Genomic DNA, 13,055 nt, shown 5'->3' on the forward strand with positions numbered 1-13,055 from the left:
CGCCCGTAAACGGACCATTCCCGTAACCATTCCAGAAATTGGTTCGCGTAGAGACTGAACCAATGCCAGATCATCCCCTACTCCCTGCCTCAACACCTTTGTACCAAAAGCCTGACACGCCTGTAGTCATAGCCTAAGCGCCCGGTCATAACCGTTTCGCCAGTATGAACCAATCGCTATTGGCATCTCGCTTGCAAAACTGCCTGTAACTGTTGCGCCCTACTATCAAGCATATACGAGGCGCACAGACAGACATTCATGTTGGCCTGAGAGAGCATGATGCAAACGTGCGAAACGGAAACTCCTATCGATCAATCAGCCCGGATGGCACTCGATGCCCTTCGCCAGCTGGTGGCACAGCATTCGGCATTTCCGGAACGACCTCTGCCTCCGGAGCGTGATCTGGCTGCTGGCTTTGGCGTTAGCCGTCGCTCGGTTCGCCGCGCCCTTTCAGTGCTTGAAGCAGAAGGACAGGTGTGGCGCCGCCAGGGCAAAGGCACCTTTGTAGGCCCAACCCCACCCAGTGCGTCCCTGAGCTTTACCAGGCTGTCCAGCCGAACCAACTTCATCGAAATCATGGAGGCCCGCCTTTACCTGGAACCTGCTCTTGCCTCACTGGCTGCCATTCGCGCCAGCGGCGAGCAGATGGCAATGCTGCGGAGGCTCGCTGAACGTACCGGCCAACAACTCAATGCCCAGACGCCCGATGCAGAAGCACTGGAACTCTGGGACAGCGCCTTTCATAGAGGCATTGCGGAAGCCGCTGGCAACCGACTGATGCTGGATATCTTCGAAATGTTCGATGCCATTCGCCTGGACTCTGTCTGGCGCGACCTGCGCCAGCGTGCTCGCAACACTGACCGCATGCATGCCTATAGCCATGATCACGACGACATTGTGTCCGCGATCGAACAGCGTGACCCCGGCAAGGCGGCGATGGCCATGCGTGGCCATTTGCGTGCGTTGCAACAGGCGCTCGACACCGTTATCCATCACGATCTGGTGAACAGTTTATGAGCGAATCCCCATGCTCTGTCTTGAGTATCCGTAACCTGACCGTTCGCTTCAAAGGTGCAGCGGCCAATGTAGTAGATGGCTTGTCATTCGACATTGCGCCGGGTCGAACCCTGGCCATTGTTGGTGAGTCCGGCTGCGGCAAGAGCGTGACATCCATGGCGCTGATGGGGCTTCTACCGGATAGCGCCCAAGTGCATGCCGATACCTCGACCTTCCTTGGCGAACCTTTGCTGGCAATGACTGAGCAGCGTCGCCTGGATGTACGCGGTAACCGCCTGGCAATGATCTTTCAGGAACCCATGACGTCACTCAATCCGGCATTCACCATAGGTGATCAGATCACCGAGAGCGTCGCGCGTCACCAAAACCTGTCGCCCCAACAAGCCCGCCGCCGGGCATTGGAGATGCTGGAAAAAGTCCGTATACCCGCAGCGGCTCAACGGCTGGAGGCTTTTCCCCACGAATTGTCAGGGGGTATGCGCCAGCGGGCCATGATTGCCATGGCGCTTGCCAACGACCCAGCCCTCATCATTGCCGATGAACCAACCACTGCACTGGATGTAACCATTCAGGCGCAGATTCTTTCCCTGATCGCAAACCTGCAAGCCGAAACCGGAACAGCCATGATGCTGATTACCCATGATTTGGGCGTCGTTGCAGAAGTAGCTGACGATGTAGCGGTCATGTATGCGGGCCAGGTTGTCGAAAGCGGTCCCGTTACTGCGCTGTTCGATGACCCTCAGCACCCCTACACCATTGGCCTGATGGGCTCGATGCCCTCGATGGGCCCGCGTGAAGATCGCTTGGCCACCATTGCCGGCCGTGTTCCCACGCCTGCAGAAATGCCCAGTGGCTGCCGCTTTGCCAGCCGCTGCCCTTTTGTGATTCAGGCGTGCCGCGCAGATCGTCCCCCGCTACGCGAGATCACACCAGGGCATCTGGCAGCATGCATTCGTACACCGCTGGAGCAGCACTTGGGAGTTAGCGCATGAAAACGCCCGAACGCCCTATTCTTGAAGGCCTTCATCTGACCAAACACTTCACGTCACCTACAGGCTTTCTGCAACGCAAGAAGGCTCCTGTTCAAGCCGTCACGGATGTTTCCCTGTCGATCAGACGAGGCGAGACATTAGCCTTGGTAGGCGAGTCGGGCTCCGGCAAGTCAACCCTGGGGCGATTGCTGCTCAACCTGCTGGCGCCTACCGCTGGCGATGTCATCTACGAAGGCAGAAACCTGGGAAACCTGCCTTCGGATAAGCTCCGGCAGGCAAGGCGGGAATTGCAGATCATCTTTCAGGATCCCTTTGCCTCACTCAACCCCCGGATGACAGTGGCCTCTATCATTGGCGAACCCATCTGGCTGCATACCGATAGCCACCGTGCAGATCGCGCAGCACGAGTAGCAGAGCTCTTGCATACCGTGGGCCTGGCCCCTGAACATGCCAACCGTTATCCCCATGAGTTTTCCGGTGGGCAACGCCAGCGTATCGGCATTGCTCGCGCCTTGGCCTCCAATCCACGCTTGATCCTGGGGGATGAACCGGTTTCGGCATTGGATGTGTCGGTCCAGGCGCAGGTCGTCAATTTGCTGGAAGACCTCAAGCATCAGTTTGGGCTGACGCTGCTTATCGTGGCCCATGGACTGGCCGTGATCCGCCATATGAGCGACAGAGTCGCCGTGATGTATCTCGGGGAGATCGTGGAGCTGGCCGAGGTCGACACGCTGTTCGAAACGCCACTTCACCCGTATACACAAGCGCTTATGGCCGCTGTGCCTGTCAGCCACCCCGGTCTGCGACGGGCTCGCCCCGTATTGGGTGGGGATATGCCAAGCCCGGCCAATCCACCGCCCGGTTGCCGTTTTCACACGCGCTGTCCCCATGCCCGCCCCCTCTGCAGAGAGGCAAAACCTGCCTTTGAATCTGTCGAAGGGGCGCGTCAGGTTGCCTGCCATTTCTGGCGCGAAGTTGCGAATGCCGGAGCAGGCAATTTGATTGTGCCAGCTCCCAGCCCCGCCTTCTCCCAACGCCTTCATCTATTCAAAAGCCATCAGCCCCTTGCCCTGGAGAGCCAGCCTTGAATCCTGTACGCCTGTTGACTGGAGCCTTGTTATTGACGATCGGTACTACGGCATTTGCCGAAACCATCCTGCGCATCGGCATCCAGGACGACCCGGATGTTCTGGATCCGCACCGTTCACGAACCTATTCGGGACGTCTGGTATACACCGCCCTGTGCGACAAACTGGTGGATGTTGCGCCGGACCTAACCTTTGTACCGCAACTGGCCACAGGCTGGAGCTGGAGCGACGACAACCTAACCCTGACCATGACGTTACGTGAAGGTGTGACCTTTCATGATGGCGAAGCCTTTGATGCCGCCGCGGTCAAATTTAATCTGGACCGAGCTCGTACCTTGCCCGATTCACTGCGCAAGAGCGAACTGGCCTCTATCGAACACGTGGATGTAATCGATTCCAAGACCGTAGCGATCAAGGTGAAGCAACCGGACGCTACCCTAATTGCCCAGCTTTCCGACCGGGCCGGCATGATGCTTGCCCCCAACGCCTCACAAGGCGATGTCGGGTCCAAACCTGTCTGCTCCGGACCCTATAAATTCGTGCAGCGCGTACAGCAGGATCGCATCGTGCTGGAGCGCTTCGATCATTACTGGAACAAGCAGGCCTATCACTTTGATAAAGTGATTTTCCTGCCCATACCTGACACGTCGGTTCGTCTCGCAAACTTGCGCTCTGGAGACCTGGACATCGTCGAACGTGTTGCTCCTACGGACATCAAGGCGGTCAAGGATGACCGGAGTCTTACGGTCTACAACACGCCCGGCCTGGGGTATATGCAACTGATGGTCAATGTCGCCAATGGTGACAAAGCCAAAAATCCGTTGGGACGTGACAAGCGTGTCCGCAAGGCCTTCGAGCTGGCAATGGACCGGGACGCTATCAACCAGGTGGTATTCGAAGGGCTCTACGCGCCGGGCAATCAACCCTTTCCACAAAGTAGCCCCTATTTCGATAAGGAGCTACCACTCCCCTCGCGAGACATTGCCAGGAGCCAGGCGCTGCTGGCGGAAGCAGGCGTGAAGCTCCCGGTAAACGTTGAGCTCAAGGTTGGCAATACACCTGTCTCTCAGCAGGTAGGGCAAATTATCCAGGCGATGACGTCCGAAGCGGGCTTCAACGTCAATCTGGTCGCCACCGAGTACGCGACGCTTCTTAACGAGCAGCAATCCGGAAACTTCCAGGTAGGTATGAGCGCCTGGTCCGGTCGTCCTGATCCAGATGGCAACCTCCATCAGTTCGTGACATGCAAGGGAAACCAGAACGATGGCCATTACTGCAATCCAAAGCTGGATGAGCTGCTTAATAAGGCACGTACTGTCAATGACCAGGCCCAGCGTCAGGATCTGTATCGCCAGGCGATGACCATCGTGGCGGACGAAGCGCCGAACATTTACCTCTACTTCGAGCCTCGACTGATTGTGGCGAATCGCAAGGTGACAGGGTATGTCTCCAACCCGGACGGACTGATCCGCCTGGCCAACGTGTCATTCGCGCAATGATCGATACGGCCCGCTGCAGTAAACCGCACGGGCCGGTAATCCACGAGGGTTATGCATGCTGACGTTCATCCTTCGCCGCCTGTTCAGTGCCATCCCAACACTGATTCTGGTCTCGCTCTTTGTCTTCACGCTGCAAAAACTGCTGCCCGGCGATCCGGTGCTGGCCATGGCTGGGGAGGAGCGCGACCCTGCTGTCATCGAATACTTAAGAGACAAGTATCGTCTTAACGATCCCGTACCGGTTCAATACCTGAACTGGGTGGGCAATGTCTTGAAAGGTGATTTCGGCACTTCCTTGCGCACCGAGCAACCGGTGACCGCGCTTATCGTCTCGAAACTGCCGGTCACCCTGGAATTGTCAGTTTTCGCCTTGCTGATTGCGCTGTTGATAGGTATCCCCACCGGTATTCTCTCGGCGGTGCGTAAAGGGAGCGCGGTAGATTACAGTGCGAACATCGTTGCCCTTTCTGGCATCTCCATTCCGCACTTCTGGCTGGGGATACTGCTCATCATGGTGTTTGCGGTAAAGCTGCGCTGGCTGCCTGCCTCCGGTTTCGTACCGTTCAGTGAAAACCCGCTGCAAAACCTTAAAACCTTGTTGTTGCCGGCCTTCGTGTTGGGTGCAGGTCTTTCCGGAACCCTGATGCGTCATACCCGCAGCGCCATGCTTGAAGTGCTGCGCTCAGACTATGTGCGGACAGCGCGCGCGAAAGGGCTGCTTCCCAGAACAGTCATTCTCAAGCACGCCTTTCGTAACGCGCTGATGCCCATCGTGACGCTGACTACACTGCTGTTCGGCGAACTGCTTGGGGGCGCAGTCCTGACTGAGCAGGTGTTCAGTATTCCCGGCTTCGGCAAGATGATCGTCGATGCCGTTTTCAACCGGGACTATGCCGTGGTGCAAGGTGTAGTGCTGTGCGTAGCCATTGGATTCGTGTTGATGAATCTGCTGGCCGATGTGCTCTATCGCCTGATCAACCCGCGCCTGAGGACTGCCGCATGAATGCCATTGCCACCCCTCTTCTCCCTGTCATACAGCCTCGTCTAAAGTCTCGTTTCCTAGCAAAGTTTTTGAAGAACAAGGGTGCTGTCATCGGTGCAGCTATCCTCTTGTTATTTGTCCTGGCAGCTGTTCTGGCACCCTGGATTGCGCCCCATGATCCACTCAAGGCGAACTTTCTGGCCGTTCGCAAGGCACCTTCGGCCCTGTATTGGCTAGGCACGGATGAGCTGGGCCGCGACCTGTTCTCACGCCTGCTCTGGGGTGCGCGCAGCTCGTTGCTGGCGGGTGGAGTATCGGTCGCCATCGCCATGGCCATCGGTGTTCCGCTAGGTCTTATAGCCGGCTATTTTGGGGGCGCGCTGGATGCCCTTATTTCCCGGATCATGGAAGCACTGCTGTCTTGTCCGTTTCTGGTGCTGGCTATCGCGCTGGGGGCATTTCTTGGCCCTAGCCTGACTAATGCCATGATCGCCATTGGCCTGTCTGCCATGCCTATCTTTGCGCGCCTGACGCGCGGACAGGTCCTTTCGGTTAAACATGAGGACTACCTGGAAGGTGCCCGCGCCATTGGCCTGCCGGATCGCTGGATCATTCTGCGCTATGTGTTACCGAATGTCCTTTCGCCGCTGGTAGTCCAGGCAACCCTGACCATTGCCTCAGCCATTCTCGCAGAAGCGAGTCTGTCGTTCCTGGGCCTTGGCCAGCAACCGCCAGCGCCCTCCTGGGGCTCCATGCTCAACACAGCCAAGAATTTCATGGAACAGGCGCCCTGGATGTCTATTGCTCCAGGCGTGGCCATCTATATCACGGTGCTGTGCTTCAACCTGCTGGGCGACGGCTTGCGCGATGCGCTGGATCCCAAAGACTAACCGTCAGACAAGAAGAGAGTGATCCCATGTTCGATCATCTGGATTATAGCCAGCCTTACGCCTCTGCCCGCTCCCCTGTCATGGGACGGAACATGGTAGCGGCCTCCCAACCACTGGCCGCCCAGGCAGGCCTGGACATGCTGCGCCGTGGCGGTAATGCGGTAGATGCGGCAATTGCTGCTGCCATGGTGCTTACGGTAGTAGAGCCAACAGGGTGTGGTATCGGCAGTGATGCCTTTGCCATCGTCTGGGATGGCAAGACATTACAGGGCCTGAATGCCTCTGGACGCGCACCGGCAGCGTGGTCGCCCCAGTATTTTGCAGGGCACAAACACATGCCGGAGCGCGGCTGGAATGCAGTGACCGTGCCCGGTGCGGTTTCCGCCTGGGTCGGGCTTTCCGAGCGTTACGGCAAGCTGCCTTTCACCACGGTGGCTGAACCTGCCATACGCTATGCGCGAGAGGGTTACCAGGTAACGCCTATCATTGCTGAACTCTGGCAGCGAGGCGGTCAGCTCCTGAAAGATCAGCCCGGCTTTGCCGAGTGTTTTCTGCCCGATGGCCGAGCCCCCAAAGCCGGGCAGAAGATTCAACTCAGGGACCATGCCAAAACGCTGGAGCTGATCGCCGAAACCCGCGGCGAAGTGTTCTATCGAGGCGCCCTGGCCGAAGCCATGGTTGCTCATGCCAGAGCCAACAACAGCGTTATGAGCCTGGATGACCTGGGCAATCACTCAATTGACTGGATCGATACCCTATCCACGCCCTTTGCAGGCGCCATAGTCCATGAGTTGCCCCCTAACGGCCAGGGCATCGCTACGCTCAGCGGCCTGGGGATTCTGGAGGCCATCGGTATTGGCGATCATCCTGTCGACAACCCCGAAACCCTGCATGTGGTATTGGAAGCGATGAAGCTGGCCCTGGCGGACCTCAATCATCACATTACAGATCGGGACCATATGCGCGTTCTGGCTCACCATCTGCTTGACCCGGCCTATCTAAAGGAGCGCGCCAGGCTGATCGGCGAGACTGCTGCTGACCCAGGCCATGGCTCGCCCAAGCCCGGCGGTACGGTGTACCTGTCAGCGGCAGATGAAAGCGGCATGATGGTGTCGTTCATTCAATCCAACTACATGGGTTTTGGCTCCGGCGTAGTGGTTCCAGGCACGGGAATCAGCCTGCAAAACCGCGGGGCGGGCTTTTCTCTGGACCCAGAACACGTCAACACCGTCGCTCCCGGTAAGCGCCCCTTCCACACCATCATCCCCGGTTTTGCCATGAATGCCGACGGCACGCCGTTGATGTCGTTCGGCCTTATGGGCGGTCCCATGCAGGCGCAGGGACACTTGCAGATGATGTTGCGTATCCTGCGCTACAAGCAGAACCCGCAGGCGGCGGCCGACGCACCCCGCTGGCGGATCGAGTCAGGTCGGAAGGTTGCCGTTGAGCGACAGTTCGACTCACAGACCGTAGCTGCCCTACGCGCCAAAGGACATGATATCCAGGTTGAGGCGCCAAGCGGCGTGTTTGCATTCGGCGGGGCTCAGATCATTCAGAAAACGGCCGATGGTTATGTCGGTGGCTCTGATCCACGCAAGGACGGCCAGGCCGTCGCGTTCTGACCTTGCCGGAGGGAGGCCGCCCTGGCCTTCCTCCCATCCCTTACACCTGATCGAGCCTTATCTCATTCCAGGTCTTCACGAAGGTGCTAGTCCTGATAGTTTTCTTCTTCTGCATAGGCGAACTGGATGAATCGCTTGGCCTCGTCGAGGCTGCCGACGCGCTTGACGCAGCGTGTGCCCATTCTGATTTCATAACAGCTGCCGCCAGTCGTATCTGCGCATTCGAACACATAGTAACCATTGGAACTGCTGACGACTTTCTCTTGCATGAGTGCGCTCCCTTTCTCAGGACGGTGAATTCGTTATCGTCACGCCCTTAGTACATGCAATTGGGCGCCATTCTAATGGGACCCAAATATTCCTTGGCAATTCGCTTCAGTCACGGCAACGACCTTTTTGTTCATACAACAGGTTTATGCTCAATCTGGTACAGGCAACCGTCGTGCCTTAACCGTCGCTGGAGGACTTTCCTACTAATCACTGGTCTCGGCAGCTCCGCCCGAATCTGGCTGCTGGCCCATGTGAGTAAACTGAAGACGACTGGCCAAGTTAGCGCTGCTGTGTTTGTTTCGCTCCGTCACCGATCAGTTTTTCTAATATCACCGTGCCACAGCACCAAAGGAGCGCACCATTAAGCGAAGTGCATCACACTTCATCACCCGTATTGTGTTAAATGATATTGATTTTCATTCAATACAAGGTCTACTCTGAATGGGCTTTGCGATAGTAATGAACACTTACTTTTAATGCGTTATAACAGCTTTTAAATTATAAAGGCTAAGCCGTTTGATAATGGCATATAGCTAACTATTAATATCAAACTACCGTGAGAGCCCGGCGAGGCATATATCCCGACAACATGTTGGGTTATTGCAGAATTGTTTAATCAATTGCCGAGGTTCCATTCGTGAATAATCCATTGCATTCGTATGCGGCCATTACTGCATACCCTTCCGCTCGCCTACAGGACGATCAGGCGACTTCGCATCTTTTCAACGAAAAGAATGCGCAGGCCTATGAAAGCCTTATGGTTCAAGGGGCTGAATGTATAAAGGAAACATTGCTCGGTATCGATAAGCCTTATACCGGCATATTGCCGCATGAACTAAAGCGGCAGTTCGACGAAGTGAATCTGGATGAAAAACTGGGTAACTTCAACGAGGCACTGGAAGAATTAAAAGCGTTGTACCTGAAAGATGCTGTTTACTTCCATCATCCTCACTATGTTGCTCATCTTAATTGTCCTATTGTTATTCCGGCTATTCTTGCCGAACTGGTACTTTCTTCTATCAATTCCTCACTGGATACATGGGATCAAAGTGCCGGCGGCACGTATATCGAACAAAAATTGATTGACTGGACGGCTGAGCGCATCGGCCTGGGCAGCGAAGCCGATGGGGTGTTCACCAGTGGTGGTACTCAGTCCAACCTGATGGCTATGCTGCTGGCCCGTGATCATGTGTGCAACCGTCAGCCCGGTCACGCCAGCAACAAGACGCAAGGCTTGCCGACCGACTTCAAACGCCTGCGCATCCTGTCATCCGAGGTCAGTCATTTCAGCGTACAGAAATCCGCGGCCATCCTGGGCCTGGGCTATGACGCCGTGATACCGGTACGCAGCGATGCGCGCAAGAAAATGGACTTGAGCGATCTGCGCCGCGTGCTGGAAGAATGCGAAGCCGAAGGGCTGATTCCGATGGCGGTAGTGGCTACTGCCGGTACTACGGATTTCGGCAGCATCGATCCATTGGAAGACATCGCGGCAATCTGTCGCGAAAAAAAAATCTGGATGCATGTCGATGCCGCCTACGGTGGCGGACTGCTGATTTCGCCTAAATACCGTAACCGTCTGACCGGTATCGAACATGCCGACTCGGTCACCATCGATTACCACAAATCATTCTTCCAGCCGGTCAGTTGCAGTGCGTTCCTGGTACGGGATCGTCGAGAGCTGGGCCATGTCACCTGCCATGCCGATTATCTGAACCCCAAGAGCCAGACCCAGGAAGGCACACCCAACCTCGTTAACAAGAGCATTCAGACTACACGCCGCTTTGATGCGCTCAAGCTCTGGATGACGTTGCGCACCATGGGTGCGAATGCCTTGGGTAGCTTGTTCGATCACGTAATCGACTTGACTCGCGCAACCTATCCGCTTATCGAGCGTGACCCACGCTTCGACATTGCTCATGTTCCTGAACTGAGCACCCTGGTCTTCCGCTATATCCCCGAGGAGCCGCTGAGTGCCGAGCAGATCGATGCGACCAATGCAGCCATTCGCAAAGCGCTGTCTCGTAGCGGACGCGCCATCGTCGCGGGCACCAAGGTAGGCGGCCAACAGTACCTCAAGTTCACCCTGCTCAACCCCATGACCACCCTGGACGACCTGCGAGGCATTCTCGACGCCATCAAGCATGAAGGTGCCCGTTACGTTAACCAACAATCTGCCCTGGCCACGTGCTGATCTGGAGAACCACCATGACGGCTTCAACCTACGATTTCATCGCGATTGGTGTTGGCCCCTTCAACCTGGGTCTGGCGTGCCTGACTGCTCCCATCGACGAGCTCAATGGGTTGTTTCTCGACAAGAACGAGTGCTTCGATTGGCATCCCGGCATGATGCTGGAATCTGCAACCCTGCAGACGCCCTTCCTGGCCGATCTGGTCACCCTGGCGGACCCGACCAGCCCATTCAGCTTCCTGAATTATCTTAAATCCACAGGCCGCATCTATGCGTTCTACATCAAGGAAGATTTCTTCCTGATGCGCCGCGAGTACAACCAGTACTGCCAATGGGTCATCGATCGGCTGCCCAATATCGAGTTCAACCGATATGTCGAACGTATCGACCATGATCCGGCAACCGGCCTCTATACGGTGAACTGTACCTGCACCAAAACAGGAGAACGCCTGGTTTATCAGGCGCGCCGTCTGGTCCTGGGAACTGGCACGTCACCCTACATCCCTGACTGCTGCCAGGACGCCAGCAGCCACTTGTCCCACACGTCGACCTACCTGACCGACAAACAAGCTCTACAGGCAAAAAGCACCATTACGCTGATCGGCAGCGGTCAGAGCGCGGCGGAGATCTACTATGACCTCTTGCAGGAAATCGACACGCGCGAGTACACCCTGAACTGGATCACCCGCTCGCCTCGCTTCTTCCCGCTGGAATACAGCAAGCTGACCCTGGAGATGACATCGCCCGAGTACATCGACTACTTCCATCAGTTGCCTACCCACAAGCGTGACGCCTTGATGCGCAGTCAGAAGGGGCTCTACAAGGGGATCAACAGCGCCCTGATCAATGACATCTACGACCTGCTGTACAACAAGAGCCTATGCGGTCCGGTCAGGACCAACCTGCTTACCAACACGGAACTGCAGGACTGCCGCTACGATGAGCGTACCGGCACCTTTACGCTTACCTTGTTTCAGGAGGAACAGGAGAGCCGCTATATGCTTCAGACTAGTGGGCTGGTATTATCTACCGGGTATTGCTACAGGACCCCTCCTTTCCTTCAAGGGTTACGCTCACGCCTGCGCTTCGATGAGCATGGCCGCTTCGCCGTCAATCGAAACTATACGATTGATACCGCCGGCCAGGAGATCTTCGTCCAGAACGCCGAGCTTCATACGCATGGCCTGGTAACGCCCGACCTGGGCATGGCGTGCTACCGCAACGCCTATATCATTCGCGAGATGCTCGGCCGCGAACATTACCCCGTCGAACGCAAGATCGCCTTCCAGCAGTTCACGGCGCCCTCTACGACACTGCTCCAGCCGGAGCCGGCCAAGACATGACGCTGCGTACCGCGTTGATCGCCATGACGGCCCTTGCCGTCATCAGCGACACCATGCTGATTCCGTTCTATCCGCAGTACTTTGCCAGCCGTTTCGGTGAAACGCGGCCGGAGCATGTGGGGGCCTATCTGGCCGCCATCTGCTTTACGGTCATGCTCGCGCTGCCCCTCTGGGCACGCGTGGCGCGGCGGGTACACCCGATCCGGCTGCTGATCTGGACGCAGCTCGCCGCCGGGTTGCTGTGCCTGTACTGCTATTGGGCATCGGCGCTCCTGGAGTTCTGGCTTGTCTCGCTGGGGATGATCGTGTTCAAGGGCAGCTACCTGCTCATGTACCCCTACGTGATGAGCCTGGAGGACTCCAGGAACCATACCCATACCATCGGCATGCTGTCGGTTGTCGTTCACTTCGGCGCCATCCTCGGCGCCGTGGTGGGCGGCCTGGTCCTTCAGGTACTGGAGCCACGGGATGTCTTTGTGGCGATGGCCTTGGGGGATTTTCTGCAAATGGCGATCTGCCTGCGCCTGCTACGGCGGGAACCACCCCATGCCAAGCCGGAACAAGCCATTACGCACCGTACCGGCAAGGCATGGCCTATCTACCGGCTCTGCCTGCTGATGCTGCTGTTCTATTTCAGCGGCTACCTGGTAAAGCCGTTCTTTACGGTGTACTGGGAGCAGGTCGCTCAGCTGGACCACGCCGCCCTGACCGGACTGGTGTACGCCATTCCTGGTGGCATGGCCCTGCTCGGACTCTGGCTGAACCGGCGTACCGGCAGCCGACAACAGGCCCTGAGCGGTGCGCTGCTGCTGGGTGTGTGCGGCCTGCTGCTTCAGGCCGGTGAACAGACCGCCCTGATCCTGACTGGCCGCTGCTTGTATGGCTGGGCCATGTTCCAGGTCACGGTACGGCTGGATGCCCTGCTCTTCGAGCTGAGCACGCCCGATGCGTATGCCGCTGACTTCAGCAAGATCAATTTCTTTCAACAACTCGGCGTAGTGGGCTCGTCCTTTGCGGCGGGGTCCCTGGTCAGCACGTTTGGCCTGACTGTGCCCTTTCTGATCGGCGCGGCGGGCTTTGCCCTGACCGCCCTTGCCTATCCGCTGCTGGTCCGCACGGCCCAGCCCACGACAACACCTGTTATCGACAAGGGGGTCTGAT

The 13,055-nt window shown here is 57.1% G+C and carries 11 protein-coding genes; 10 read left to right on the top strand and 1 reads right to left on the bottom strand.

Annotated features, from left to right (window positions below):
* The first annotated feature begins 279 nt into the window (after positions 1–279).
* From EAW52_RS12820 to EAW52_RS12850, 7 genes are read left to right on the top strand one after another with little or no spacing between them, the layout of a single operon-like run.
* On the top strand, positions 280–1,017 hold the full coding sequence (locus EAW52_RS12820; protein WP_037030203.1) for a FadR/GntR family transcriptional regulator: 738 nt from the start codon (positions 280–282) through the stop codon (positions 1,015–1,017).
* Positions 1,014–2,009, top strand: coding sequence for an ABC transporter ATP-binding protein (locus EAW52_RS12825; RefSeq protein WP_122042687.1), 996 nt, complete (start codon positions 1,014–1,016; stop codon positions 2,007–2,009). Before EAW52_RS12820 ends, EAW52_RS12825 begins: the two co-directional genes overlap by 4 nt.
* Positions 2,006–3,097, top strand: coding sequence for an ABC transporter ATP-binding protein (locus tag EAW52_RS12830; RefSeq protein ID WP_122042688.1), 1,092 nt, complete (start codon positions 2,006–2,008; stop codon positions 3,095–3,097). The genes EAW52_RS12825 and EAW52_RS12830 overlap by 4 nt, the downstream gene beginning before the upstream one ends.
* Positions 3,094–4,596 carry an ABC transporter substrate-binding protein gene (locus EAW52_RS12835; RefSeq protein ID WP_122042689.1) on the top strand — a complete coding sequence of 501 codons (1,503 nt, stop codon included), beginning with the start codon at positions 3,094–3,096 and terminating at the stop codon, positions 4,594–4,596. Before EAW52_RS12830 ends, EAW52_RS12835 begins: the two co-directional genes overlap by 4 nt.
* Before the next feature lie 55 nt (positions 4,597–4,651).
* Complete coding sequence (locus EAW52_RS12840; RefSeq protein WP_019367205.1) at positions 4,652–5,599, top strand: ABC transporter permease; 948 nt, start codon at positions 4,652–4,654, stop codon at positions 5,597–5,599.
* Positions 5,596–6,468 carry an ABC transporter permease gene (locus EAW52_RS12845; protein ID WP_122042690.1) on the top strand — a complete coding sequence of 291 codons (873 nt, stop codon included), beginning with the start codon at positions 5,596–5,598 and terminating at the stop codon, positions 6,466–6,468. The genes EAW52_RS12840 and EAW52_RS12845 overlap by 4 nt, the downstream gene beginning before the upstream one ends.
* 26 nt (positions 6,469–6,494) lie before the next feature.
* Positions 6,495–8,090: a gamma-glutamyltransferase family protein gene (locus EAW52_RS12850; protein ID WP_122042691.1), complete on the top strand. Its 1,596-nt coding sequence runs from the start codon at positions 6,495–6,497 to the stop codon at positions 8,088–8,090.
* 86 nt (positions 8,091–8,176) lie between these two features.
* Here EAW52_RS12850 and EAW52_RS12855 read toward each other — a convergent pair whose 3' ends face one another.
* Positions 8,177–8,359, bottom strand: coding sequence for a hypothetical protein (locus tag EAW52_RS12855; RefSeq protein WP_122042692.1), 183 nt, complete (start codon positions 8,357–8,359; stop codon positions 8,177–8,179).
* A 638-nt stretch (positions 8,360–8,997) separates the two neighbouring features.
* On the opposite strand from EAW52_RS12855, the gene EAW52_RS12860 reads away from it, so the two are divergent.
* Genes EAW52_RS12860 through EAW52_RS12870 form a run of 3 tightly spaced genes read left to right on the top strand, consistent with a single transcriptional unit; the run spans position 8,998 to position 13,054 of the window.
* Entirely contained in the window at positions 8,998–10,554 is a 1,557-nt protein-coding gene (locus EAW52_RS12860; RefSeq protein WP_122042693.1) for an aspartate aminotransferase family protein, read from the top strand.
* Positions 10,555–10,568: 14 nt separating this feature from the next.
* Positions 10,569–11,894, top strand: a complete 1,326-nt coding sequence (locus EAW52_RS12865) for a lysine N(6)-hydroxylase/L-ornithine N(5)-oxygenase family protein (protein ID WP_122042694.1) — start codon at positions 10,569–10,571, stop codon at positions 11,892–11,894.
* Positions 11,891–13,054 carry an MFS transporter gene (locus EAW52_RS12870; protein ID WP_122042695.1) on the top strand — a complete coding sequence of 388 codons (1,164 nt, stop codon included), beginning with the start codon at positions 11,891–11,893 and terminating at the stop codon, positions 13,052–13,054. The genes EAW52_RS12865 and EAW52_RS12870 overlap by 4 nt, the downstream gene beginning before the upstream one ends.
* Position 13,055: the final 1 nt, after the last annotated feature.

The organism is Pseudomonas sp. LTJR-52, from assembly GCF_003691465.1.
GTDB classification, from domain to species: Bacteria; Pseudomonadota; Gammaproteobacteria; order Pseudomonadales; family Pseudomonadaceae; genus Chryseomonas; species Chryseomonas luteola.

What these genes read in the sequence shown, in the direction of transcription:
- EAW52_RS12820 (WP_037030203.1), top strand. Translation starts at nt 280, where the DNA reads ATGCAAACGTGCGAAACGGAAACTCCTATCGATCAATCAGCCCGGATG.
- EAW52_RS12825 (WP_122042687.1), top strand. Translation starts at nt 1,014, where the DNA reads ATGAGCGAATCCCCATGCTCTGTCTTGAGTATCCGTAACCTGACCGTT.
- EAW52_RS12830 (WP_122042688.1), top strand. Translation starts at nt 2,006, where the DNA reads ATGAAAACGCCCGAACGCCCTATTCTTGAAGGCCTTCATCTGACCAAA.
- EAW52_RS12840 (WP_019367205.1), top strand. Translation starts at nt 4,652, where the DNA reads ATGCTGACGTTCATCCTTCGCCGCCTGTTCAGTGCCATCCCAACACTG.
- EAW52_RS12845 (WP_122042690.1), top strand. Translation starts at nt 5,596, where the DNA reads ATGAATGCCATTGCCACCCCTCTTCTCCCTGTCATACAGCCTCGTCTA.
- EAW52_RS12850 (WP_122042691.1), top strand. Translation starts at nt 6,495, where the DNA reads ATGTTCGATCATCTGGATTATAGCCAGCCTTACGCCTCTGCCCGCTCC.
- EAW52_RS12855 (WP_122042692.1), bottom strand. Translation starts at nt 8,359, where the DNA reads ATGCAAGAGAAAGTCGTCAGCAGTTCCAATGGTTACTATGTGTTCGAA.
- EAW52_RS12865 (WP_122042694.1), top strand. Translation starts at nt 10,569, where the DNA reads ATGACGGCTTCAACCTACGATTTCATCGCGATTGGTGTTGGCCCCTTC.
- EAW52_RS12870 (WP_122042695.1), top strand. Translation starts at nt 11,891, where the DNA reads ATGACGCTGCGTACCGCGTTGATCGCCATGACGGCCCTTGCCGTCATC.